At 40.7% G+C, this 24,805-nt stretch carries 24 protein-coding genes and 3 pseudogenes; 22 read left to right on the forward strand and 5 right to left on the reverse strand.

The genetic code is table 11. From position 1 onward, the window contains the following. Positions 1-92: 92 nt before the first annotated feature. From DESMER_RS06700 to DESMER_RS23355, 8 genes are all read left to right on the forward strand, one after another. Positions 93-3,200 (forward strand): efflux RND transporter permease subunit, encoded by a 3,108-nt coding sequence (locus DESMER_RS06700; protein WP_014902307.1) that lies wholly within the window; start codon positions 93-95, stop codon positions 3,198-3,200. After that, a complete protein-coding gene (locus DESMER_RS06705) occupies positions 3,187-4,434 on the forward strand; it encodes an efflux RND transporter periplasmic adaptor subunit (protein ID WP_014902308.1) in 1,248 nt (415 codons plus the stop codon). The genes DESMER_RS06700 and DESMER_RS06705 overlap by 14 nt, the downstream gene beginning before the upstream one ends. A 395-nt stretch (positions 4,435-4,829) precedes the next feature. Next, positions 4,830-5,057: a hypothetical protein gene (locus DESMER_RS06710; RefSeq protein WP_014902309.1), complete on the forward strand. Its 228-nt coding sequence runs from the start codon at positions 4,830-4,832 to the stop codon at positions 5,055-5,057. 6 nt (positions 5,058-5,063) lie between these two features. Next, positions 5,064-5,681: a hypothetical protein gene (locus DESMER_RS06715; RefSeq protein WP_014902310.1), complete on the forward strand. Its 618-nt coding sequence runs from the start codon at positions 5,064-5,066 to the stop codon at positions 5,679-5,681. 1,017 nt (positions 5,682-6,698) lie between these two features. After that, positions 6,699-7,877 carry a DUF262 domain-containing protein gene (locus DESMER_RS06720; protein WP_014902311.1) on the forward strand — a complete coding sequence of 393 codons (1,179 nt, stop codon included), beginning with the start codon at positions 6,699-6,701 and terminating at the stop codon, positions 7,875-7,877. Positions 7,878-7,883: 6 nt separating this feature from the next. Then, positions 7,884-8,579 carry an MAE_28990/MAE_18760 family HEPN-like nuclease gene (locus DESMER_RS06725; protein WP_014902312.1) on the forward strand — a complete coding sequence of 232 codons (696 nt, stop codon included), beginning with the start codon at positions 7,884-7,886 and terminating at the stop codon, positions 8,577-8,579. Between the two features lie 740 nt (positions 8,580-9,319). Next, positions 9,320-9,487, forward strand: coding sequence for a hypothetical protein (locus tag DESMER_RS23920; protein WP_014902313.1), 168 nt, complete (start codon positions 9,320-9,322; stop codon positions 9,485-9,487). Positions 9,488-9,502: 15 nt separating this feature from the next. Continuing rightward, positions 9,503-9,817 carry an Rpn family recombination-promoting nuclease/putative transposase gene (locus tag DESMER_RS23355; RefSeq protein ID WP_282433057.1) on the forward strand — a complete coding sequence of 105 codons (315 nt, stop codon included), beginning with the start codon at positions 9,503-9,505 and terminating at the stop codon, positions 9,815-9,817. A 323-nt stretch (positions 9,818-10,140) separates the two neighbouring features. On the opposite strand, the pseudogene DESMER_RS06735 reads toward DESMER_RS23355, so the two are convergent. Continuing rightward, a pseudogene (locus DESMER_RS06735) lies at positions 10,141-11,331 on the reverse strand (IS256 family transposase). A 571-nt stretch (positions 11,332-11,902) separates the two neighbouring features. Here DESMER_RS06735 and DESMER_RS06740 point away from each other — a divergent pair. The 7 genes and pseudogenes from DESMER_RS06740 to DESMER_RS24340 all read left to right on the forward strand — a co-directional run bounded on the left by DESMER_RS06740 (position 11,903) and on the right by DESMER_RS24340 (position 15,336). Next, positions 11,903-13,060, forward strand: coding sequence for a HAMP domain-containing sensor histidine kinase (locus DESMER_RS06740; RefSeq protein WP_014902314.1), 1,158 nt, complete (start codon positions 11,903-11,905; stop codon positions 13,058-13,060). 25 nt (positions 13,061-13,085) lie between these two features. Continuing rightward, positions 13,086-13,772 carry a response regulator transcription factor gene (locus tag DESMER_RS06745; RefSeq protein ID WP_014902315.1) on the forward strand — a complete coding sequence of 229 codons (687 nt, stop codon included), beginning with the start codon at positions 13,086-13,088 and terminating at the stop codon, positions 13,770-13,772. Between the two features lie 82 nt (positions 13,773-13,854). After that, entirely contained in the window at positions 13,855-14,097 is a 243-nt protein-coding gene (locus DESMER_RS06750; protein WP_014902316.1) for a 4Fe-4S dicluster domain-containing protein, read from the forward strand. Between the two features lie 30 nt (positions 14,098-14,127). Continuing rightward, positions 14,128-14,313, forward strand: coding sequence for a hypothetical protein (locus tag DESMER_RS06755; protein WP_042333482.1), 186 nt, complete (start codon positions 14,128-14,130; stop codon positions 14,311-14,313). Positions 14,314-14,520: 207 nt separating this feature from the next. Then, positions 14,521-14,664: pseudogene (locus tag DESMER_RS24910) on the forward strand (metal-binding double selenoprotein MbdU); the annotation flags it as partial. A 176-nt stretch (positions 14,665-14,840) separates the two neighbouring features. Continuing rightward, positions 14,841-15,101 (forward strand): hypothetical protein, encoded by a 261-nt coding sequence (locus DESMER_RS06760; protein WP_014902317.1) that lies wholly within the window; start codon positions 14,841-14,843, stop codon positions 15,099-15,101. Between the two features lie 115 nt (positions 15,102-15,216). Then, positions 15,217-15,336: a type II toxin-antitoxin system RelE family toxin gene (locus DESMER_RS24340; protein ID WP_282433076.1), complete on the forward strand. Its 120-nt coding sequence runs from the start codon at positions 15,217-15,219 to the stop codon at positions 15,334-15,336. Between the two features lie 362 nt (positions 15,337-15,698). Here DESMER_RS24340 and DESMER_RS06770 read toward each other — a convergent pair whose 3' ends face one another. The 3 genes from DESMER_RS06770 to DESMER_RS06780 all read right to left on the reverse strand — a co-directional run bounded on the left by DESMER_RS06770 (position 15,699) and on the right by DESMER_RS06780 (position 17,481). Continuing rightward, the gene (locus DESMER_RS06770) at positions 15,699-16,385 is read right to left on the reverse strand and encodes a Crp/Fnr family transcriptional regulator (protein WP_014902318.1); all 687 of its coding nucleotides are present in this window, start codon (positions 16,383-16,385) and stop codon (positions 15,699-15,701) included. A 132-nt stretch (positions 16,386-16,517) separates the two neighbouring features. After that, on the reverse strand, positions 16,518-16,829 hold the full coding sequence (locus DESMER_RS06775) for a pyridoxamine 5'-phosphate oxidase family protein (protein ID WP_014902319.1): 312 nt from the start codon (positions 16,827-16,829) through the stop codon (positions 16,518-16,520). Between the two features lie 31 nt (positions 16,830-16,860). Next, positions 16,861-17,481 carry a DUF1638 domain-containing protein gene (locus DESMER_RS06780; RefSeq protein ID WP_014902320.1) on the reverse strand — a complete coding sequence of 207 codons (621 nt, stop codon included), beginning with the start codon at positions 17,479-17,481 and terminating at the stop codon, positions 16,861-16,863. Positions 17,482-17,826: 345 nt separating this feature from the next. On the opposite strand from DESMER_RS06780, the gene DESMER_RS06785 reads away from it, so the two are divergent. From DESMER_RS06785 to DESMER_RS06795, 3 genes are all read left to right on the forward strand, one after another. Continuing rightward, positions 17,827-18,351 (forward strand): RNA polymerase sigma factor, encoded by a 525-nt coding sequence (locus DESMER_RS06785; RefSeq protein ID WP_014902321.1) that lies wholly within the window; start codon positions 17,827-17,829, stop codon positions 18,349-18,351. Next, entirely contained in the window at positions 18,348-19,655 is a 1,308-nt protein-coding gene (locus DESMER_RS06790; RefSeq protein ID WP_014902322.1) for a DUF4179 domain-containing protein, read from the forward strand. The genes DESMER_RS06785 and DESMER_RS06790 overlap by 4 nt, the downstream gene beginning before the upstream one ends. Before the next feature lie 131 nt (positions 19,656-19,786). After that, on the forward strand, positions 19,787-19,990 hold the full coding sequence (locus DESMER_RS06795) for a hypothetical protein (RefSeq protein ID WP_014902323.1): 204 nt from the start codon (positions 19,787-19,789) through the stop codon (positions 19,988-19,990). A gap of 90 nt (positions 19,991-20,080) precedes the next feature. Here DESMER_RS06795 and DESMER_RS06800 read toward each other — a convergent pair whose 3' ends face one another. After that, on the reverse strand, positions 20,081-20,605 hold the full coding sequence (locus tag DESMER_RS06800; protein ID WP_014902324.1) for a MerR family transcriptional regulator: 525 nt from the start codon (positions 20,603-20,605) through the stop codon (positions 20,081-20,083). An 89-nt stretch (positions 20,606-20,694) separates the two neighbouring features. On the opposite strand from DESMER_RS06800, the gene DESMER_RS24345 reads away from it, so the two are divergent. From DESMER_RS24345 to DESMER_RS06815, 4 genes and pseudogenes are all read left to right on the forward strand, one after another. Continuing rightward, complete coding sequence (locus tag DESMER_RS24345; RefSeq protein ID WP_014902325.1) at positions 20,695-21,165, forward strand: hypothetical protein; 471 nt, start codon at positions 20,695-20,697, stop codon at positions 21,163-21,165. Between the two features lie 9 nt (positions 21,166-21,174). Next, positions 21,175-21,372: pseudogene (locus tag DESMER_RS24350) on the forward strand (Uma2 family endonuclease); the annotation flags it as partial. A 282-nt stretch (positions 21,373-21,654) separates the two neighbouring features. Continuing rightward, positions 21,655-21,816: a rubredoxin gene (gene rd, locus DESMER_RS06810; protein ID WP_014902326.1), complete on the forward strand. Its 162-nt coding sequence runs from the start codon at positions 21,655-21,657 to the stop codon at positions 21,814-21,816. Between the two features lie 36 nt (positions 21,817-21,852). Beyond that, positions 21,853-24,714, forward strand: coding sequence for an FAD-binding and (Fe-S)-binding domain-containing protein (locus DESMER_RS06815; RefSeq protein ID WP_014902327.1), 2,862 nt, complete (start codon positions 21,853-21,855; stop codon positions 24,712-24,714). Positions 24,715-24,805: the final 91 nt, after the last annotated feature.

A 24,805-nucleotide genomic window follows, 5' to 3' on the forward strand; every position in this document is an offset into this window, starting at 1 on the left:
GATTTGCTTTACAGATAATTATTTTCTCTTTAGCTGGATTTTACCTTTGCCTTGTATAATTCCATTAAAACCAAGGGAAGAGGTACATAATCATGAGTATTACTGAGTTATCGGTAAAGAGGCCTTCGGCAGTCTTTGTCTTGCTGGCCTTATTTATTGGTATCGGTATTTTCGGCTATAAGAGTCTGGGCGCGGATTTATACCCCTCTATCAACGTACCCATCATCACTGTCACCACCGTTTATAACGGTGCAGGTGCCGAAGAGATAGAAGAGGACGTTGTCAAGCCTATTGAAGATGCAGTTTCCGGGATCAGTGGAATTGATACCCTTAAGTCAATATCTAAAGAAGGTATTGGACAAACAATTATAACCTTCACGATGGAAACGGATATGAATTCAGCCTTTTTAGACGTTCAAAAGGCAGTAGATGGCGCCTCAGGCAAATTGCCGGAGGATGTCAATTCCCCGATTCTCAGGAAGATTGACGCGGATGCCCAGTCTGTCCTGACTCTGGGCCTCACCGGCACGATCCCCTATTACCAACTCCAAAATGAAGCGGAAAAGATTAAAGAGGATTTAGCGAAGATACCCGGCATTGGCCAGGTCAGCCTTCAGGGTGCCGAGGATAAGCAGCTGGCCATTCGCTTAGACAAAACGGCCATGGATTATTACCGAATTAATGTCAATAGCTTGCTGACAAAGCTAAAGACGGAAAACAGCAATCTTCCTGCCGGCCGGATAAGTCTGGATACCAGCGACCAAGCCGTTAAGGTAGTGGGACAGTTTAAAGATATCGATGAAATTAAGAATTTGTTAATTCCCAACTCGGAAGGAGGGACTGTTCGGCTGGCAGATATTGCCCAGATCCAGCTGGAATATCCCGACCAAGAACAAATCTTAACCTTGAATGGAACCAATGCCTTGGGCATCAGCATTCAAAAGCAAAGTGATGCCAATGTTGTCGAGGCTGTGAATAATGTCAAAGCTGAATTGCTGAAGATTCAAGCACAGCTGCCGGCAGGAGTAAGTGTCACAGTAACCACGGATAGTACTACTTTTATCAACGATTCTCTGGAGGATGTTAAATCCAGCCTTGTGGAAGGAGTCATTACAACAGCTCTTGTACTCTTGCTGTTTCTGCGGAGCTGGCAGTCATCCTTAGTGGTTCTGGTTGCCATTCCCACCTCCTTGGTTTCCACCTTCTTTATGATGTATGCCTTTGATTTCACCTTGAATATGATGACCCTCATGGCTTTATCCTTGAGTATCGGTATTCTGGTGGATGATTCCATTGTGGTTCTGGAGAATATTCAGAGACATTTAGGCATGGGGAAAAACCCGAAACAGGCAGCCATCCAAGGGCGCCGGGAGATAGGTATGGCAGCAATCGCCATAACTCTCTGTGATGTGGTTATCTTTATCCCCGTAGCCTTTATGTCGGGAATGGTGGGCCAGTTCTTTAAAGAATTTGGCCTCACGGTTGCCGTGGCATCCCTCTTTTCCCTTTTAGTCTCCTTTACGGTAACCCCCATGCTGGCTTCCCTATTTCTGAAAAAGAAGAATCCGGAAGAAGCTGGAGAGCTTCAGCCGGAAACTAAAAAACCAAGAAGATTTCCCCCCGTCTTGGACCGGGCAACCGAACTATATAAGAAGCTATTAATCTGGTCCCTGGATCACAGGTGGAAAGTTGTCAGTCTGTTAATTGCCGGCTGTATTCTGGCTGTCTCCTTACTGCCCCTGGGTTTTATTAAAACTGAGTTTACCCCCCAAAGTGATCAAAGCCAGATCTCCATTGAGCTGAATCTTACTTCGGGTTCCGGTTTAAAACAAACAGAGGACAAGGTCAGCCTGGTTGAAAATCAATTGCAGACTATGGCTGAAGTGAAGGATTATCTCACCACTGTGGGATATAACTCAGATAAATCCTCAGCCAATATTATCGTCAAGCTGGTGGACAAAAGTGAACGGCAAAAGAGCCAGACTGAAATTGCCACAGAAATGCGCCAGTGGGGGAATACGCTGCCGGGTGTTCAATTCAGCGTTTCTGAATCTCAATCCGCCGGTGGAAACGGCAAACCCGTTCAGCTAGTCATCAGTGGAGAGGACCCGGCTGTTTTAAAAGAGTTGTCCTACAAAGTAGAGGATATTGTCAAAGCCACCCCGGGGACGGCGGACGTCACTAATTCCGAGCGAACCAGTGAGAGCGAGATCCAGGTGAAGGTTGACAGGCTGGCGGCAGTTCAATACGGAGTAAATACCCCGGATATTTCTACGGTTCTCAGAACCGGACTGCAGGGATCGAAGGCCGGTATCTACCGGCAGAACGGGAATGAATATGATATTGTCCTCCGGTTTATGGATAACCAGATCAAAACTCCCGCTGATTTAGGTGCGGTCAAGGTTCAAAATTCTGCCGGAGAGCAGATTGCCCTGAATCAGGTAGCAGCCATTGAGTACGCCGAAAGCCCCTTGAAACTATCCAGGGAGGATAGAGAGAACATCGTAACCATCTCAGCAAATTTACAAAACAGTCTCCTGGGAGATGTGACTAAGCTCATTGAAAACCAACTGGAGGGCTTTAGTCTGCCTGATGGTTACACGATAGAATTCGGCGGCAGTCAGGAAAACATGGCCGAGAGCTTCAGCGCCCTGATTCAGGCCCTGATTGTGGCGATTGTTCTGGTCTATGCCATTCTGATCATTTTGTATGAATCCTTTTTAACTCCCTTTATTAGAATGCTTTCCTTGCCTTGTGCAATTATCGGGGCCTTTGGCTTGCTGGCTTTATCCGGGGAATCCTTGAATATCCTTTCCATGATCGGCCTGATTTTGCTGGACGGTTTGGCATCCAAGAACGGAACCTTGTTGATTGACTATACTCAAACCTTGATGAAACAAGGAATGCCCCTGCGAGAAGCCCTGATCGAATCGGGAACCACTCGCTTAAGACCCATCCTGATGACTTCAGCAACCATGATTGTCGGCATGCTGCCCTCGGCACTATCCAGCGGGGCCGGGAGTGAAATGAGGAGCGGAATGGCCATCATAATTATCGGGGGTATGATTACTTCGACAGTTCTATCCCCCATTGTTCTGCCGGTAGTTTATACCATGATGGATGATGCCCGGCAGTATCTGGCGAAACGAAAGAAGCCAATTCTAACGATCAGAGAGGTAGAAGATTATGAAGCATATTAAAGGGCTGGGCCTAGGCTTAGGGGTAGTGATCTCCGGAATAATCTTGGTTGCCTTAATATCCGGTTTCGGAAATAAAGAAGCAGAAGTTGTGCCGTCAATTAAAAATGTCACAACAGTGACAGCAAGTGAAGCCACCCTGACAACGGAAGTGGAATATGCCAGTATTCTGAAGCCGGTTCAAGAGGTGACCGTTTCCTCCAAAATAGCGGGCAGGGTTGCGACAGTTCAGGTTGAGGCCGGTGATAGAGTGGAAAAAGGTCAGGTGCTGTTCACCTTAGACTCGGGGGACTTACAAGCTCAGCTTCAGCAGCAGCAGGCCAATCTGGAGGTAAGCGAGGCCAATCTGGCCAAGACCGCAGGCTCCGCTTATGATCAGCAAGTCCTGCAAGCCGAGCAAACCGTGCAAAATAAACAAATCACTTATGAGGATGCCAAGAAAAAATATGATCTGAATCAACAATTGTATGCTAGCGGAGTCATCGCCAAACTGACTCTGGATGACTTCCAAAAACAATACGCCAGTGCAGAGGTTGATTTAAAAACAGCCCAGGATAATCTGAAACTCCTCAAAGAAAAATCCGGGCCGGATTCGGTCAGCGTGGCTTCAGCCCAAGTAAAGCAAGCTGCCGCCGGAGTGAATTATGCTTCTGAGCAGCTAAAAAATACGGTGATTACCGCACCCATTTCAGGAGTAGTCTCCGGGCGGAATGTAGATGAAGGGGAGATCATCTCCGGTTCCACCGCTGCTTTGACAATCATTGATACAGATACCATGATGGCCGAAATCAGTGTACCGGATAAAGTGGTGGCTAAGATTGAAAAAGGAGAAATTATTTCTCTGAAAATGAATGCTCTGGGAAACAAGCTGGTAGAGGGAGTGGTCGACTATATAAGCCCTAATGCGGACAGCAAGTCCAAGGCTTATACGATCAAGATTCTGCTCAATACTACGGATGACTTAAAATCAGGTATGTTTGCCAGAGTTATCTTGCCTGAAGCCGTAAAAGAAAATGTCCTGACCGTACCTAATGAGGCCATTAAAATTGAAAACAGTGGGTCAGTTGTTTATCTGGTTGCAGAGGGTAGTGTGAAAAAAGTCCAAGTGACCACCGGGCTGGCTAATGACAGGTTTACGGAGATTATCGATGGCTTGAAAGCCGGTGATGAGGTCATTACTGAAGGACAGATTTTTCTCAATGAAGGGGAGAAGGTTAATGTGGTGAGTGGTCAGTAGGGGTTGAGCGGGGGTTGGAGTGGTATGGGAATAAGAAATCAAAAAGGTGGGAGGACTGTCGGAGCATCCTGGAATTGGTGTGCCGCTATCTTCTGTAGGAGATATTCAGACTGACTATCGGTTTCTTGTCTGTGCAAATCACCTTATATTTTACAGGTGCGAAGATGGAGTTGTTTTCGTGTCGAGGATCTTGTACTTCCGGCGGGATTGTATGCGGATACTGTTCAATGATTTACAGAAGAGTGAAAAATTGAATACATTGGGGCGACATTTTTTGTTGGTAATGTAATTTTTTGGAGTGAATTTGTTTTGGGCTTACAGGCAAAGGTGCATGAATATTTATTGTAAAGTTTTTTCTATCATTGTAGAATGATGGTAGAGAGGAGATGTTTAATTTGACAAAAAGTAAAAACAATCAAAATGATAAAATGAAGAGACGGACAAACACAGAAATAATGTTGTTTAGTCTCGTTGCAAGTAAACCTAATTTTGGAAAAACATATCAGCCTAATATGAACACTTCACCTGTAAGTTGTTCAACAATACAAACCGATAATGCTACCGCTACAACATGTGCATCAACTACAAACACCGAACAAGAAAATGGTGATGGAGGTGATTAATGTTAAATGGGCGATATTGTTAAAGAGCTAATTAATGGCTTGCCACAAATTGTACAATTCTTCGTTCCAGGTGCGATTTTCTTATCTGTTTTTTATTTTATTACATATACAAAAGTAAAACAGGATGACTCGAAATACTTTATTTTTAAAAGCATAATAGCAAGCTACATAATATTTAGTACTACGAATTTCCTTTCTCAACTAATCTTTAATATATTCAAAATACATATATTGGGGAGTTTTTACCAATTAGTTAGTGCTATTATCATAGGCTATTTAGTAGCAAAATTTTATGAAAGTGTATTGTTTGATAAAATATTGAAGTTCTTAAAAATAGCTAGGAATATTCAGTCTGATTTTTGGAAGGATGTTGTTGATTATAAAAATGGAACATACATAAAAGTATTCCCAAAGAATGATGATAAGGTATATTATGGATATGTATTCAAGGTGGAAGAATCAGAAGGAAGTAGATATATATTGTTAAAAGACTGTGATATTTTTGATAATGGAAATAAACTAAATAATGGTAACAGTGAAGAAGCAGGAGTGATATTTAATACAAGTGATCTTAGTAAAATTGAAATTGAATATTCACCTAATAGCTATAAGAAGAGCCGATAAAAAGGCTCTTTTTCCTTTGAGGAGGTGAGATGAATATGGGTACAAAAGTAAAAATAATACGAAGTGACTGACCAATGTATTTCCACGTTTGTCTGAGATTCGAGACTGGTGCATGAAAGGCAAAATCAATGAAGAGATGTGTGTGCTTTTAAGCATAAGTCCTGACAGTTGGCACACATATATGTACTCCGGCGGAACGTCTAACAGGCTGTCATATATTGTCGTTCCGCGCAGGTTCCAGGTGCCTATGCGAAACGACAATATATGACAACGCTCAAGCATGTTTCGCCGAATAGGGATAATATTATAGGCTGTTTGATGTTCCCTTGGACTAGTAATCCAAGGGAACTTTTGTATAGGGGGGGCGCACTATTACGCGTATATAAACAAATGCGCATAAATAACATATTATTAAAAATTAGGCAAAACGACCCTCCTACGAATTAAATTGCTTCGGTTCTCACATTGAGACCGTGGCAGTGCTATATCGGGGTTGAGTGGAAGACTTGGTATAGGCGGGTTTGAGGAGTGCATGTTCGTTTCGGAGTGACTGAGTGTTTGGGGGAATATACTGGGCCCAATCGCAAGGGCATTTTTTGTTGGATTATCTTTTTATCGCGGGAGGAATTTTTGGAAAGGTGTGGAAAGTGTTAGGAGTGAATTATTCAATGATTTTCAAAACTACTAACACGGATTCAGTTTAATTCGAGAGAAAAGTTAATACAAGAAATTTAACTAATTACATTCCTCCAGGCGAATATCAAAAAGAAAATGATCCTCGAGCACTGTTCAGAGGCGTTGGTGTAAGGGCCAATAAACGGACAAATCGTAAAAGGATTCGTTTTTAATGGATTTTGGAGAATGGCTCTGCTAAAATAGGAGGCAAGCTGAACACTTGACCTTTTTGTGAGTGGTTGTTTAGTAATAATTTTTTTTGCTAGAATAAAAGGTTGTTGTTTGTTTATCATGTATGATCGCTATACCCGTTAAAGTCGAAACTATGAGGAGTGTAAAATAATGGATCAAGTATTAGCAGACAAAACTGAGCAATTGGAAAAGGAAGTTTCTGATGAACGAGCTCGACTCTCAAGTGATAGAATGGATATTTCTTTTGGGGAATTGATTAACTTATATCGTAATAAAGAATTGATAATACGACCAGAGTATCAAAGACTATTTAGATGGTCTTCAATACAGAAAACAGCCTTGATTGAATCAATTCTAGTATCTATACCTATTCCACCAATTTTTGTTGCAGAAGATGAAGATGGTGTGTGGGAATTAGTCGACGGCTTACAAAGAGTTGCGACTTTTATAAGTTTTTTTGGAGAATTAGATGCTGATGTTTCGAAATTGTCATATCAACTTTTAGATAATGAAGACGGCGGTGATGATTCGGAAGATATTGATAGTACGGATGATGAAAAACAGGTTGCCATAGGTAATAAATGGAGATTAGAAGCTGGAGGATTAATTAAGAACCTAGAAGGATTCGATATTGACACTCTTCCCAGTAAGTATAAGATAAATTTAAAAAGAGCTGTATGTAGAGTTGAAATACTAAGAGGCCAAAGTAATACAGCAATGAAGTATGAGTTATTTAAGAGATTAAATTCAGGTGGTTCAAAATTGACACCACAAGAAATTCGTAATGCTATTTATAGAGGTATAAATCCAAAAATCAATGAGTTAATCTTGGAATTAAGCCAAAATGAGATATTCCAAAAGTTAACTGCCCTAAGTAAACAAAAGAAGCAAGAACTTTATGAACAAGAGCTGGTTTTAAGAATTATCGCTTTTCTAAATAGGCTTGATAAAATAAATGACAATACTGAAAATTTCTTAAACTCTTTTATGGAAGAAGCCGTGAAGGATGACGAATTTAATTCAGAATATTACAGAGTAATATTCAATGATGTTATAAATATGATAAATGAAATCAATGATGAAAAAGTCTTTAGAAATTCAAGCAATTTGTTTGTTCCTGCTTATTTTGAAGGTATATTAATTGGCTTAGCTCACAATATAGATTTCTATAGAAATAACATTGAATTGCTGAAATCAAAAATACTTGAACTTAAAAGTGACATTAATTTTAAAAGATTCTCTGGTTCGGCTTCAAATAGTAAAAGTAGAATAAGGACACGGCTTAATAGAGCAAATGAAATATTTGCTTCAGTAAGCGAAGAAGGATAATTATTTATGGAAGATTTTGAGAATAAGCTCTTATTTATGATAGAAGAAAGACAAAGAGTTCTTTTTGAAATAGAAAGAGTATTATTTACTAAGAGATATCATCTTTCACAAAAACATTTAGATATTTTTATGGTTCAGTCAATTACAATGATTTATTCAATTTGGGAAGGTTATATTCAACAATCTTTTCGAATGTATATAAATTTCTTAAACTCATTGAATATTAACTTCAAAGATTATAGTGATGATATTGTGACTTTTCATATGGAAAATACTTTTAAGCAACTTAATGATTATCCCAAAAAAAATAGTAGAAAAATTTATTATTATACAAAGCTAGAAGAACATTTTTCCCAGCAGCGTCACGAGTTGTATTCTTCTGTAAATACTGATAGTAATGTAAGCTTTGATACCCTAAACAGAATATTATGCACCTTTTCCTTAGAACCATTTACCGCATATTGGGAAAACTATATTCACCCCAGTCCTAATTTAGAAGAAACTTTAAGGACTTTTCTAAGATACAGAAACGGAGTTGCCCATGGTGGAGATATCTCTTCTGAAGAGAAAGTTACTAAAGAAGTATTTGAAAAATATAAAAACCTCGTGATTGATCTAATGTATGGTGTGCATTCAAAGATGATGAAAGGCATTAGTGAAAAAACTTATTTAAACAACAGGAATATAAATAATCCTGCATAAATAATTCATCAATTGGAATTGGTATAGGGGGAAAGAAGGTTACTATTGAGGTTGGAATGGAACAAGTAGAGTTGAATAATCCACTTAGATTAAAGATATGAAAGTGGCATCTGATAACCCGTTGCCACAATCTCGTCAAATTCATCCAGCTTTTTCTGATGATGGGGTGGTATAAACTTCTATGCATCGTCTTTGTCATTTTTTCCCGCTACACTTTCTCCCATACCTTGCAATCCCCGGCAAAAAAGCTATAATTAGAAATAGGTGGAAATTGAAAAGTCGCCGTGACCTGAAAGTGTTACCAGCACTTCCAGGCACGAGCAGGTGAGTTGGCACCTACACGTAACAGACTGTCCACGACGACATTTTTATTATACAATGCTGCCCGTTTATGCACAAGCAAGGTGCTTGTACTGCAGGTGAAGTGAGTGTAATGGGGACGTCGGTAGGGAGCAGACTGTGCGGCTTCACGCAGCAGGAGATTCAGCCTATTCCTGACCCAGGCAGCAAGGAACTGTTCGCGTATCGGTTATGCGGACTGCTTTTCTGTTCACAGTCGGTTTGCTTCCGGTTGATGGGGGTTAGGTGTTTGGGATTCAGCAAATAACGAAGCTTAGCGCATGTGTAGGGTGAAAAAAACCTCGCATGCGCTTTTTGATTTCCCCTATAAAAGCAAGACGGCAGGATCGGGTAATGACTTGGAGCTTTGCCGTTGCTTGAAATAGGGGGGATAAATTAGGATGCCTGATTTTAAAACTATGTATTTTCAGCTTGCGGCTAGAGTCGCAGATGCCCTGGATATCCTTTTAAAAGCACAGCGGGATGGAGAAGGGGAATTCATGGATGAAGAGCCGTCTCCTGGGCTCAAAGTCATTGCCATTAAAGATGAAAGCAGTGATTCTGAATAGGGAAATTCAAAGATATTGGAGGAGATTGCAATGCAAGACCCAGTGTTGAATCAAGCGATGGACAAATGGGAAAAGTCAAGCGATGATCCAAAGATACGCGAAGAATATTATGATAGGCGCAAGGCGATCCTGGATGAAATGGCTGCGGTTAGAGAAGCTGAACTGAGGTTACGAGAGGCAATAAGGCAAAGTGAAAAAGAAGGCAGAGAAGAAGGTAGAGAAGAAGAAAAAAAGAAAGTAACAAAAAAACTTCTTGAGAAGGGTATGGATTTTAAGTCAATCTCCGACATTACAGGTATGTCCGAAGAGGAGATAAAGAATTTAAGATGACACCAATCCATGACAGTTTAGACCGAAGAGCGCTCAATTAAGGGTGCTCTTTTTCTACTCAGCGGAACGTCTAACAGGCTGTCATATATTGTCGCTCCGGGTACCGTCAAGAGTTTTTCGCAAATTAGTTTCCGCTTGGTATGATAGCAAGGTCTATCTCCCGTGACCCAATAGCTGACTTGACATGGGGGCGAGGATGCTACCCTTAATCAAGGGATGGGGCTTACCCAAAAGAAATACATCCTATGAGCCTCAGCCCTCGACCCATTGAAGCATCCGAGCAGGGTCCCATGTCAAGTCGACCCCAGAGATTCAATCGTCAATTAACCGGCTATTTGGTTTTTTTCTTTGTTCATTTCTTCAAGATGTTTCATGCTCATATACATTTTTGTTCCCCAAGCTTTACTGGCTACATGTCGCAATCTAGCGCACACAAGCATCAATGCCGAGTTTCCGTCAGGAAATGTACCAACGACTCGAGTTCTCCGACGAATTTCCCGATTTAATCGTTCGATGACATTGTTACTCCGCAGCTTTGTCCAGTGTACTTGTGGAAAATCCATGTAGGTTAGTGTTTCTACGATACTGTCTTCGACCTTCTTTGCCGCTTCTTTCAGCTTCATGTCTTTGAGTTTGACTACAACTGCTGCTGCCTTTTCTTTGGCCGCAGCTTTATCCTCCTGAGCATGAATTGCCTTCAACATAGCTGCGACTTCCTTCGTCTTCGATCGAGGTGTTACTGAAAACACATTTCGATAAAAATGGACATTACATCGCTGGAATTTTGCTTCAGGAAAGGTTTCATTCACTGCCTCCAGGAGTCCCAGGCATTTGTCTCCAATCACCAATTGGACTCCGGAAAGGCCACGCTCTTTTAAGCTTTTAAGGAACTAATGCCAACTGGCCTTGTCTTCTTTCATTCCTTCGGAGGCACCAATGACTTCTCGATAACCGTCTTCATTGACTGCCATAGCAATTAAGATAGCCACATTCTCATACTCTCCGCCCCAGTTGCGTTTGAGGTAGATACCATCAACATAGACATAGGGATACTTACCCTGCAGAGGCCGTTTACGCCACGTGTCTATGTGCCCATAGACTTTTTTATTAAGCTGGCTGACTGTCCCGGCGGATACTTTAGTTCCCCACAGGGCTTCAGTGATGTCCTCAACTCGACGAACTGAAACACCGGCTAAATACATCTCAATCAAAGCTTCTTCAACGGAGCTTTCTCGTCGGCGGTATCGTTCGATAATGGCTGTTTCAAAGGCAACTCCTTTAAGCTTAGGCATTTTCAACTTAACCTCCCCAGAGGTAGTGGTTAGATTTCGCTCGTAATGACCCGATCGGTACCCTTTACGATCCTCAGTACGTTCATATCGACCGGCATTCGTCAGCTCATTAGCTTCCTGATCCAGAAGGTTATTAAGAGTTTCCTCAACACTATGACGGACTAGTTCCTTTAACTCCTGCTTTATGACGCCTTCGTTTAGGTGTATAATTTTCTCAGACATAGTCGCAACCCCTTTCTTGGTAGATTTGGTGTGGTAACTTTATCTTTCCAAGCGGTTGCTTCTATGTCCTTCTTTTTTGGGAACATAATTTTCTATTTGCGAAATTTATAATACCTTATCTCGCTCCGCGCAGGTTCCAGGTATCTATGCGAAACGACAATATATGACGGCCCTCAAGCATGTTTCGCCGAATCGAAGCTTTAAGTGGTGGGAAGCTGTTAACCAAGTATCAGACCTCGAGTATGTGGATGACAGCATGCAGAAGCCTTATGAAGATGATTTTTAACAGCAGACACCCGATGAGAACTGGGATATTTGATATGGAGGAATTTAACCAACAGCTCAAGGTTCCTCAAAAATAACCTTGATATAGACCATCAAATAGATTAAATCGTATATGTTTGGAGGAAAATAAAATTCCTAGCCAAAATAAATTTTTATAAAGTTTTTAAAATTGCTTTATAGTATATTTAAAACTATGAATTAAAATAAACACATCAGAACAGCAAGAGCGGTTTATGATAAAGGGAAAAACAATGTTAAAAATTATCAAGGAAGAAGGTGAACAAAGTTGAGATCAAACCATGATTTTCGTAAGTTTTATCAGCGGCTTCATCAAGAAAAGTTGCATCATGAGAAATATCGTCATTTGAAGCACGGGGAATTCCCGGACTGGAATTACGAGGAATTCCGCAGCATGCGCAGATCCATGAAGTTTTTCCGCCCCATCGGTTTCCTTTTAACTCTGTTTCTTTTATTCCTGCTGTACTATTGGATGGGTCTGAAGGCCATCGGTGTAATTTTTGCACTTATCCTTATTACCAAGGAAATGGTCCACTTTATCCTTTACCAGCGCTTGGAAAAGAAGGTCTTTAAGCCGATCGAACAGCTGAAGAATGTATTCACCGAAATCGGCCAAGGCAATTATAATGTGTCGATTCAGCCAGAGGTTCAAAATGAGTTTGCGCAGTTAATTCATTCATTTAATGAGATGGCCCTTAAACTCCAGGAAAGCGAACGAATCAATCAGGAGTATGAGGAAAACAGAAAGAATTTGGTCGCGAACATTTCTCATGATTTAAAAACGCCCATCACGTCGATTCAGGGCTACCTGGAAATGATCATGGAGGGATATGTTACCCAGCCGGGGCAACTGAATCCGTATCTGAAGACCATTTACAGTAATACCGTGTATATGAACAAGCTGATTGATGACCTGTTTTTATTCTCTAAACTGGATATGGACAAATTAAATATGAATTATGAAATCCTGAACATCCAAGCCTACCTGGAAGATTTGGCAATTGAACTGAAGTTTGAATTTGAAGAAAAGCAACTTGAGTTTTCCTACCGGGATCAGACAGATCAGGATTATCCGGTCAGGATTGACGGAAAACGGGTCTATCAGGCAATCAGGAATATCGTGGACAATGCTGTGAAATATGGTCCGGAGCAGGATTTAAAAGTGGTCATGGAGTTATCTGAGCAGGAGGAGTATGTTTGCATCAATATCGCAGACAATGGTCCGGGAATTCCGGCCGACCGGCTTCCGCACATCTTTGACCGATTTTACCGGATTGACCTTGAACGTTCCAAGGATTTTGTGAGTACAGGGCTGGGGCTGGCGATTGCCAAAGAGCTGATTGAGGCCCAAGGAGGAAAAATAACAGTTGTCAGTATCAGCGGGGAAGGGTCCCGTTTTACAATCAAGCTGCCTGTTCAGAAATAGAGGTCATGAAAGTGGGTAGGAGATCATGAAAAGTGTCCTGATCGTTGAGGATGATTTAAATATTGCAGAGATGGAGCGGGATTATCTGCAGCTAAACGGCTATAAGGTGGATATCGTTATGGATGGGGAGGCAGGGCTACAGAAAGCTCTCACCGGGGTCTATGACATTCTGATAGTGGATTTGATGCTGCCGCAAAAAGATGGTTTTACGATTATCAAAGAAGTCCGGCGGAAGCTGGAGATTCCGATTATCGTTCTGTCGGCCAGGAGTGAGGATATTGATAAAATCAGGGGACTGGATTATGGGGCCGATGATTATCTGACCAAGCCTTTCAGTCCAGCGGAGCTTATGGCCCGCATCAAATCCCATTTAAACCGCTATGAACGCTTGACGGGCAGGAATTCAGCTTTGGAAATCATCAATTACCGCGGGCTGGAAATCAATACAGCCGCCCATAAAGTCTATGTCAACGGCAAAGAAGTGCAGCTCACGGCCAAGGAATACGAACTCTTGCTCTTTTTCGCCTCCAATCCCAACCTGGTGTTCAGTAAGGAGCACCTTTTCGATAAGCTTTGGAGTGCGGAATACTATGGTGATCTGGCAACTGTGGCCGTTCATATCCAAAAGATCAGGAAGAAGATTGAAAAAGATCCGGCCAATCCGGAATATATAGAGACCCTCTGGGGAACCGGTTACCGCTTTAATTCCTGAAGACTTATAAGTTCAAGTTATCAATCATGCATCTAATGAGCATTAAAAGAAAAGTGCAAAGTAGTCAGAGGAGTGTTGATTTATGAGTGTAAACGTTAATTTGAATCGCTGCGATGGCTGCGGTGTCTGTGTCAGCAAATGCCCGGCTAAGGTACTGGCCTTAAAAGAAATCAAGCAGGAGGACTATGACCGGCTTGGTATGTTTGGGAGATTGAAAATCAAAGTCAAGGGTAAATCAAGAGCTTATGTCATCAAGGCATCGGCCTGCACCCAGTGTGGAAAATGTCAGATTAACTGCCATGAGCGGGCGATTAAAGTTGGGTGAATCTCCTAACACCTAATGTCAAAGGAGCATGTGCGCCTATGTAACCATGAGGCTCAGGCAGCGGCAGTCTTCCGGGAGGTTAATCAAAGCCTCAGTGACCGGCAAATCCGGTTAACGGAGATCGTGCCGGCAGAATTGGCCCGGCAGCCTGTGCAGCTCTGGCGGGAGGTCGTTGCGGAAGTGGGGGGCGAGGTTTTGCGAAATTGCCCTTTTTGACGGGGATTAAGCTAGCTTACCGAAAGGCAGAAAAGCCCGAATTTCCAAACCTCCCTTTCCCTAGGCATTGAAAGACATATATGAGCAGCCATTTGAAACAGGAACTCCCCGTGCCTCACCGGCACGAATTTATTTTGACGTCGGACAGACTTTTTAGAACTCGTTAAAAACGGCAGAGCAAACATTTTTTGGTTTTTGGCAATCAATTCGGCTCAAATGCTCTTTAATGTCTCTTTGGCTGCTCCCGATCAGATCGTTTGTACCTATAGCCTGCGACACCCTCATGAATGCCGAGGAGATAAATGCCCCTATTATAAGCAAACGGATAAGGCAACAGAAATTCTTAGCATTTTACTTTCACGCTAAATGTGAAAAAATATGTAATCTTGCGTCTCAATCCTATATAATGATACCAAGAATCCTAGGAAATAAAGATGAATTTTTGAATAACCCAGAGTTAATTATTTATGATATAAATTGTAAATATTTGCAAGATGAAATAAATTGATCTTTGGGGAGGGGCTAGTATGACTTTAGCTCAAAAGATTGAGCAAATCTTAAAAGGTGAATTAAAACCGGAAAGTATTAAAACGATTATAGATTTAGCAGAATTTTTAAAGGTTAGAGATAGCCAAAACAAATGGGATCAAATTAATGAGTCCGAACATGAATTTATTACTGCTGAAGAACAGTCCTATCTTGAAGAAGTAAAAGCGAAAGGTCAATTTATTGATCAAGATGAACTTCTAAAAGAATTGGGGATAAACAAAGATGAGATACAATATTAAGTATGAAAAAGATTGCCTTAAATACTTAAAGAAATTGGACAGAAATACACAAGTTAGAATAATTAATGCTATAAACCAACTTCCGGTTGGTGATGTTAAAAAATTGTAAGAAAGTATTGACAACTACAGATTAAGAGTTGGTAATTACAGAATTGTATTTAGCAAAGATGATGAAAACATAGTAATTAGTATCATCAAAATTGGTCCTCGCGGAGAAGTTTATAAGAAATTATAAGAGACCTGAAGAGGGTCTTTTTTATTGCGCTAAAATAGCATTCTTCCAATGGGACTAGAGAATGATCAACATGAATTTGCCATGATAAAGTCTTACAAACATTGGTAGATTTTCGATGGGAATAAATAATCCGCATAAAAACATCATTGGAAAAAGGAAAAAATTCTAAAATGTTTGTGCTTCGAAAACTTCGCCAACTGTCAATCTCCGACATTACAGGTATGTCCGAAGAGGAGATAAAGAATTTAAGATGACACCAATCCATGACAGTTTAGACCGGAGAGCGCTCAAATAAGGGTGCTCTTTTTTCGATTTAATGATTCGCAATTGTAGTGACATACCTGAGTTAAAGAGAACTTACATTATTCGAAGGTATGAATACTGGTGCAAGGGTCGTTTTTCAAGACGAAATATCTATTTTCCCGGTCAATTATATTAGCAGCTTTAAACTCTTTAAGTGCCTGAATGACCATAACACGCGAAGAGCCGATCATATCAGCTAATTCTTGCTGGGTGATTTTTAGATCTATCAAAGTCGAGGTCGGCCTTTCTTGTCCATATTGTTCAGCTAAACGATAAAAAAGCTGTAACAGTCTCTCTTTAACGGGTAATCCAGATTCTTTTCCTGATTTCAACATGGTTTCATAACGTTTTTGCCCTAAGTAGCCAATAATCCTTAGGGCAAACGAAGGATCTTGTTTGATTAACCCTTCAAATTGGAGTTTACTGAAACAGCATATGCAAACCTCTTCCATAGCTATGGCGCTTGAGTACTCATTTTGTTCTTGATAAAAGGACAATTCACCTAAGACTTCACCGGGGCCGCATACATCCAGTATTGTTTCATGGCCATCCTCGGCAGTTTGTACGAGTTTCAGCTTACCCGATTTTATTAGGTATATGGTACTTGTTGCCTCTCCTTGATGAAAAAGGTAGTGTCCTCTGGACAATCTCTTTCTATTTGTACATTGACACAAGTTAGTAAATTGATCTCGTTCTAGTCCCTGAAATAGGTCCAATTGCTGCAGACAGATAATGCAGTGCTTCATGCTTTTCCTCCTCATGCATAATAACGGTTTGCTAAAATAGAGTGTATCAGAAAAATGCCCAACAATACTAAAACCTGAAATGCACAATAATCCCGCCTGTCATAAGCGGGATTATTGTGCATTCAGGAGATTCTACAGAAGCACCTCTGCCTTTTCTGCCTTAAATAAAACCAGTTTCTCTTCTATGCATGCTTTGCCTGTGAGCCTGTAGCCTTTGGGGCCACCTTCCATGGTTGCTATTACAACCTGCATCATTCCGTTGTCTTTGATGTTTTGTTGAGTGACCTCCATCTTGTAGATACCAAACCCTAGTATATCAGCTTCTCTTATTTCTGCTACTTTTCCTACTACGATCATGTGCGGTTCTCCATGGACAGAAGCAGTAGTGATAGGAATAAACGGAGCCTTTGATATTACATCTTTAATTTCTTGAGTTATAACCATTAAATTCACTCCTTAAACTTTTTTTGCGTATTTAACCGATGTTAGTAAGAATTTTCTTGCCTAATGCTTTCTCTAGCGTTTCAACCACACTCTTTTTAAAAACTGTCAAATCAATATTTTCAATTTCGATTGGTACCTGTGTATATTCGAAAAAATCCAAGATATCCTCATCATTGAACTCGGATACACCAGTGTCTAGGAGCAAGATTTTGTCGTAGAAACCAAAATTCTGCCTAGCATCAATTTCGTCCCAGCCTTGTCCCTGACTAAAAATTTCCCGCCAGTTTTGCAACCAACCTTGAGTAATGTAAAATATCTTATCCGATTTTTCTAGCTCATTCTGCCTCTCCTTACCTAAAATCAATTCAATACAATTCTTAGGTTCCAACTTGACAACATTGTATTCTTCTATGAACTCGTTCATCTCAGGATGGCACATAGAGCCGAAAAAGAGGACTACTTTTTCTTCGGGCGTATTATTATCTAAAGCCTGGGTGATGCCATCTTTCAGTTTATCAAAGTCTACATGCAGAGCCGGAGCTGTGTAGATAACTTTAAACTCAGCATCAGATTCACATTTAGTTCTTATTTCCTCTAGAACTCGCTCAAGTTCCAGTTGGAATATGCCGCAGGCAACTATACGCACCTCCATATTAATATCACCTCTTCTCTGAGCTACGTTATCCTCTAGTCATTAGATCCAACAAGTTATCTCGTCTTATGTAATCTTAACATGGAATAAAAAAGAAGAATGTTAAATAATTAACAAAAATCAAAATAGTTGAATAGTCTTGGCAAAGAGCGTAAAAGTGAAAACAAACAAGAGTATGTCGCTTTTATAGATGGGAATTAGAGATACATTGGTCATGGGAGGCTCTTTTTTGATTTAAAGATTTGTAATTGGAGAACATTCAGTGAATATTTAAAAATAGTTTACCGGAAAATGAACTAATTAGGTAAGATAGAACTCATAGGTATAGAAGTGAGGGGAAAAGCTTTGGAGAATGAGTTTATTCAGATGATAGAACGAGCAAAAAAGGGGGATAAAGAAGTACTGATTGAACTCATTATGCGGCAAAAACAGGATTATTATCGCCTTGCCTATATCTATATGAAGAACCCAGACGAGGCCTTAGATGCCATGGAAGATATGATTCTTAAAGTCTATGAAAATATAAAGAGGCTGAAGGATAGTACTGCTTTTTATAGTTGGAGCAAGACGATTTTAGTTAATTGCTGCAAAAATAACCTAAGAAGAAAGAACAGAGTAATTTTAAGCGGGAGTATTCCCGAAGGTACTTATGCAGACGTCTTTCAGATGAAAGATGAACAACTGGATATTGAGAAACACATGGGGAAAATCAATTACAAGTTCCGGGAAATTCTAAAGCTAAGATATTACCTTGATCTGGAGTATGAAGCTATAGCTGCAATCTTAAAAATCCCTTTAGGAACAGTCAAATCAAGAATTCACACCGGGCTTATAAAATTAAAAGAAAGCATGGGAGTGAGTGAAGAATGAACCAAATTGAAGAAATTCTTAAAGCCAAGAAGTTACAGGTCAGTGAAATGGAAGTTCCCGAAGAGTTAGAGGGGCGACTTCGCAACGCCTTAAACAAGCAAAAACAATTTAGATTTGGAAATAGATTTAGAGTTTATACAGCAGCTATGGCCATGGTTTTCATTTTACTATTATCTTTAAACTATGATGTGGTTGCTTTCTATAGCAAACAACTCCTGGGGTACGATCAAGTTATGAATGCATCATTAAAGCAATTGAGTGCACTCGGCAAAGGACAACCTATAGGTAAGAGTTTTACATTTGACAATGGAATCTCTTTGACCGTGGATTACGTAATGTTAGATGAGAATCAACTTTTATTGTTCTATACCATAAAAGATCCCTCAGGGCACGTGGATAAAAACGATATAACGGCTTTTATGTCCTTAAAGGCTTTCTGGGGCGAATACAATCATCAGAGTTCCCAAGGAATCATTAATGAAGAAAATACAGAAATTAAATATCTTGCCAGTTTTGAGCCACCCAAACTTTTTGAAAAAAACTTAACGTTAAAGTTTTCTCGAATTTTCAAGGGAGGAGAAGATTCTGCTGAGATAAGTTTTACTTTAAATAGGAATACTGCCATGGGACATACTTTAAAAAAGACTCTCAATGAAACGATTGAAGTCGATAAAACCAAACTGAAAATCACTTCAATTCTGGCATCCCCTACAAAAACTGTCATCGAGGGTTCAATTCAAAATATATTCGAATTGGCTAAAGATCAGTTGAATGGAGAGAGATTACGAGCAACTGACCTTACGCTAAAGCTTATTGCCAATGGAAAAGAGGTGGCAAGACAAGGGGGCGGCATGAGTACAGATATGAAAGGGATGACCTTTCATTGTGATTATGATCCATTACCCACAGATTTAGAGGAGCTACAACTAGAACTGGTGAGCTTTGGAGCAGACCATGATATAAACCAACAGTTCAAGTTAATAAATGATGGTGAGAAACAGAGCTTAAATATTCAAGGACAAAAGGTGGAGATCAATAAAATTGAAAAAGTACAGGGGGAGACGCAAATTACATTTAGCAGTAAGGAAGGACTTATCTTAAGTCGAGTTTATTTATGGATTGACGGACAGAAGGTTTCTCTCGAACAAACCATCATGGACGATTATGATAAGTTGCAGGATGGCACCATCATTCATACTAGAACCATGCGTTTCTCAGGTACTGGAGATGTGTTAAAACTCGATGTCCAAAGAATGACTTATACAACAAGCTATGACAAAGTGCTTGAGATTCCGATAAATTAGTGGGGTGTGAATTAACCGAAGCTTGAGATACACTTCAGAGAATGAAGAAATTTTAAAGACATTGGAGGAGATTGCAATGCAAGACCCAGTGTTGAATCAAGCGATGGAAGAATATACAAGGGAGGAAAGAAATGAAAAAAATCTGTAATCAATGTCAAACTGAAATGATAGAGGATTTGACTATTAATGTTGAGTTCGACACATTAGGAATCAAAATTAAGAAGAAAGGTAAAGGACTATTTAATAATATTTCTGCCAAACCTAAAGCAGCGGTATGTCCAAATTGTGGTTGTTTAATTTTCTATATTGATGAATACAAAGAGTTTAGTAAGTAATAAGTAATCAGAAATAACTGGATACAGTTATAAATAAAATGGACTAATATTCTTAAAAGATGGGGTAAGGGAACTCGGGAATGAGTTCCCTTACCCCATCTTCGACCATTGTTTTATTTCTGCAATTTCCTTTTTTGAAAGGCCAAGAGTTTCAAGAAATATTGAATGCTCGGATGGCGAGATCTGTTCGAATTGTACGTGCCACTTTCGCGATGATTTATCATCGAATCCGGATGAATGCATCAGATTATTCCAAGTGCCTTTACTTATTAACTCTGAAGTCCTAAGAAGTTCATTATTTTTAAGCATACTGGCAATACAGCTTTGTTGGTTCCTTAAGTCCTGTATTTCTTGGTTAATTTGATTAAATCTTTGGCTTAATATCGTGTTGTAGCTTGATTCTTCAAAATCCAGTAACTGTTTGATTTCTTCCAATGAAATCCCTGCTCTTCTGAAATTACATATTCTCTCAAGTCGTGATGAATCCTCATCTGTATAAAGACGATAATCTGCATCTGACCTTATACGACATTTAAGAAGTCCGATGGAATCATAATAGAGCAGCGTACTCCTAGATAAATTATATTTCTTACATAGCTCACTTATCTTGAACATAGGGATATTACTCCTTTCACATATTAGGTTGACCTGTCTATAACTTTATAGTTTACACTTAATGCATACAAGTTGAAAGGAGAATCAATATGAAGAATTCATTGAGAAAAGAGTACATCCACAAAATTGATATCCGGGGAGATAACATGACTATTTTCAAATTGTTTTGCCCCATTGCTGAAAAAGACTGGGTTCCAGGCTGGGAATGCAATATGCTCTATTCAGAATCAGGAATAGCAGAAAAAAACTGCGTCTTTACAACGAAACATCAGGCCAATATGACAGATGACATTTGGCTATGTAGTATTTATAATCCAGGTGTGGAGGTAGAATATGTAAGAACAACTCCGGAATATTTTGTGACCGTAATAAATATCAAAACATTACACTTAAACGATGTTACTGAATGCACTGTTAAGTATACACACACCGCCCTTACAGAAGGTGGTGCTATTTTTATTGAAAACCATTTTACTGAAGAAATGTTTATTAAGCAGATTGTTTCTTGGCAAGATGAAATCTCCGCGTATTTGAAATCACAGATAGTTGAGTGTATATAGTTGCCGGACCTCATCTGTGATAAAGCAAAAATTGATGATAAAGGATGCAACGGAGCACCAGATATGATCATTGAGGTCATTTCTCCTTCATCGATAAAAATGGATAGAGTGGTAAAGTTCAATAAATATGAAAAAGCTGGTGTTAAAGAATATTGGATTGTCGAGCCAGATCAGAAACTCGTTAGTGTATTCGTCTTACAAATTAACCTGATTGTCTCTGTTCCAGGCAGGATTAGTACCCAGGTTGGACAACTTCGCTTTGGGCGATGATGGCGACTTCTTGTAGTTCGTCCTGCATAGGCATAGTCAAAAAGGTGAAAGTCCCTAAGACGCCCTGACGGTTACTAATCAGAGATATCTAAATAAAAGTCGAAAGTAATCGACAAAAAGAAGAAAACACTCTTGATTTATAATTAGATTAATTATAAAATATACCCATATTAATATTCTCACAAGATTAAGAAAATAAGACTGGGGGAGGAAAAAGTTATGAAAAAATATCAATGTTCGGTTTGCGGTTATGTCTATGATCCTGTTGTGGGTGATCCGGACTCTGGAATAGCACCGGGTACTTCCTTTGAAGATATTCCGGAAGACTGGGTTTGTCCAACCTGTAGTGTGGGGAAAGAAGACTTTGAACCTGTTGATTAAGGGGCGCTAACCTATTTTCCGGAGGAAGGGGAGAGAATGATGAGCCAAGAACTTCAGAAAGACCTGGAAAAATTACCGAAATCCTATCAAGATTTCTGGGAAGAGGCAGCCTGCTTTATCCCGGCTAATCGGCGATTTTGTGACCCGTTACATACTTTGGCATATGGTATAGATGCCAGTTTTTATCGTTTGATCCCTAAAATTGTGCTGAAAGTTCGCTCTCCCGAAGAGATCACCAAGATTATCAAGATCTCCCGCCAATTTAAAGTCCCTCTAACTTTTCGAACAGCCGGTACTAGTCTTTCCGGTCAAGCTGTCACAGATTCGGTTCTGGTAGTCTTGCAAGGGGCTTGGAAAGGGCACGCTATCCTGGAGCGGGGAGAAAAGATCGTCCTGGAACCGGGAATTATCGGTGCCGAGGCCAATCGCTTTTTAAAAAACTATGCCCGTAAGATCGGACCTGATCCTGCCTCCATTGATCACGCCATGATCGGGGGTATTGCAGCCAATAATGCCAGTGGAATGTGTTGTGGCACCGCCGATAACAGCTATCAAACCGTTGCCGACCTGAAAATCATTTTAGGTGACGGAACCTTGTTGGATACCGGGGATTCCTCCTCATGTTCTGACTTTGCCGCTTCTCACGGAGAGCTTATCCAAGAAATCCTGAAGATCCGGGCTGAAATCATCTCTGACCCTCAGTTGACAGAATCAATTCGACGCAAATATAAAATCAAGAATACCACAGGCTATAGCCTCAATGCTTTTGTGGATTTTGAAGACCCTCTGGAGATTATTAAACATCTGATGATCGGTTCTGAGGGAACTTTGGGCTTTATCTCTGAAATCACTTATCATACTGTGATAGAACATAGCCATAAGGCTTCAGCCTTGATCATCTATCCGGATATGGAACAAGCCTGCTTGGCAGTGCAAAAATTAGATCGGGAAACTGTAGCGGCTGCTGAATTGATGGACAGAATTTCCTTACAAACCATGGAAGAGAAGCCCGGAATGCCCCCTTACTTGAAGACCCTTTCGGCCACAGCCACAGCCCTGCTGGTAGAAGTTCGCGGAGTGGATGCCGAAACTCTCCAGGGAAAAATTGCCCAAGTTGAAGAACTCCTCCGTGAAATACCCACGGTACTGCCCCTGAGCTTTACAGCGGTAAAATCGGAGTATGAGAACCTCTGGAATATTCGCAAAGGGATTTTTCCGGCAGTTGGAGCGATCAGAGCTTTGGGAACGGGGGTTATCATCGAAGATGTGGCCTTTCCTAAAGAAAATTTGGCAGAAGCAACTTTAGCCCTCAGAGAGATTATGGACAAATACTCCTATGGAGATGGAATTATCTATGGCCATGCTTTAGATGGCAATCTTCATTTTGTTTTTACCCAAGATTTTGGCCGAGCCGAGGATCTGCCCCGGTATGAAGGGCTAATGCAGGATGTCAGCGAGCTGGTGGTAGCACGTTTTGGCGGCTCTCTGAAAGCTGAGCATGGAACAGGCCGCAATATGGCGCCTTTTGTAGAATTTGAATGGGGTAAAAAGGCCTATGTCTTAATGAAACGCCTCAAGGCAATCTTTGATCCGGAAAGCTTGCTTAATCCGGGAGTAATCATCAATGACAATCCCCAAGCTTATTTAGAGAACTTAAAGAACATGCCTCAGGCTCATCAAATAGTCGATACCTGTACCAACTGTGGTTTCTGTCAAAATATTTGCACCTCGAAAAATCTAACCTTAACCCCTCGGCAAAGGATTGTCATTCAGCGGGAAATTCAAGAATTGAAACGAACCGGGGATGATCCGGAGCGGCTGTCTCGTCTGGAAAAAGATTTTCTCTATCCGGGCAATGTCACCTGTGCCGTAGATGGGTTATGTGCAACCACTTGTCCTTTAGGGATAAACACGGGAGATTATGTTAAATTCCTGCGTTCACAATCCGTTACCCCTGTCAAACGCTGGGTTGCGGACAGCCTGGCAAATCATATGGGCGGAGTTACCGGAGTTATGCGTTTGGGCTTGGGGGCAGTGAATGGAGTGCATGGTCTTCTGGGTACTAAAGTGATGAAGAATTTAGCCTTGGGTGCCCGAAAAATCTCCGGAGATACTATCCCTCTGTGGAATCCCTGGATGCCCAAAGGGGGGAAAGTTCCTGCACCTTCGAGGGCTGCTAACTCATCAGCTCCTTTGAAAGTTGTTTATTTCCCAAGTTGTATCAGCCGCTCCATGGGGGCAGCGAAAAACGATTTGGATCAAAGAAGTTTAAGTGAAGCGACCCTGTCTGTGTTAAAAAAAGCCGGGTATGAAGTGATCATACCGCCCAAAATTGACTGCCTCTGTTGCGGTATGCCTTGGGAAAGTAAGGGCTTTTTCGAAACCGCGGATAAAAAGAGTGCTGAACTGGAGAAAGTTTTGTTTACGGTCAGTGAAGGCGGCAAATATCCCGTCCTTTGTGACACCAGTCCCTGTCTATATAGAATGAAGCGGGTTATGCACTCCGTAAAGCTTTATGAACCGGTAGAATTCATTCACGACTTTCTGCTGCAACACCTCAGCTTTCAACAATTGCCGGAAACAGTTGCAATTCATGTAACTTGCAGCTCCGTAAAAATGAACTTAAAAGACAAGTTTTATAATGTGGCCCAGGCTTGCGCAGAAAATGTCATTATGCCCAGTGATGTTCACTGTTGTGGTTTTGCAGGGGACCGTGGATTCACTGTTCCGGAATTAAATACCTCGGCCTTAGCCTCGCTCAAAGATGCGCTGCCGGAGAGCTGCCATTCAGGATATTCCAACAGTCGTACCTGTGAGATTGGCTTGTCACTGCATAGCGGTCTTAGCTATCAATCCATTGTTTACTTGGTAGATAAGTGTACCACTGCAAAAATATAATTGAAAATTATATATGGTTGGCAGCTAACAGGGAAATTGGAACACCCATATAGAAGTGGTATATGGAATTGATAAACATAAGTTACCATAA

This window comes from Desulfosporosinus meridiei DSM 13257, assembly GCF_000231385.2.
Taxonomy (GTDB): Bacteria; Bacillota; Desulfitobacteriia; order Desulfitobacteriales; family Desulfitobacteriaceae; genus Desulfosporosinus; species Desulfosporosinus meridiei.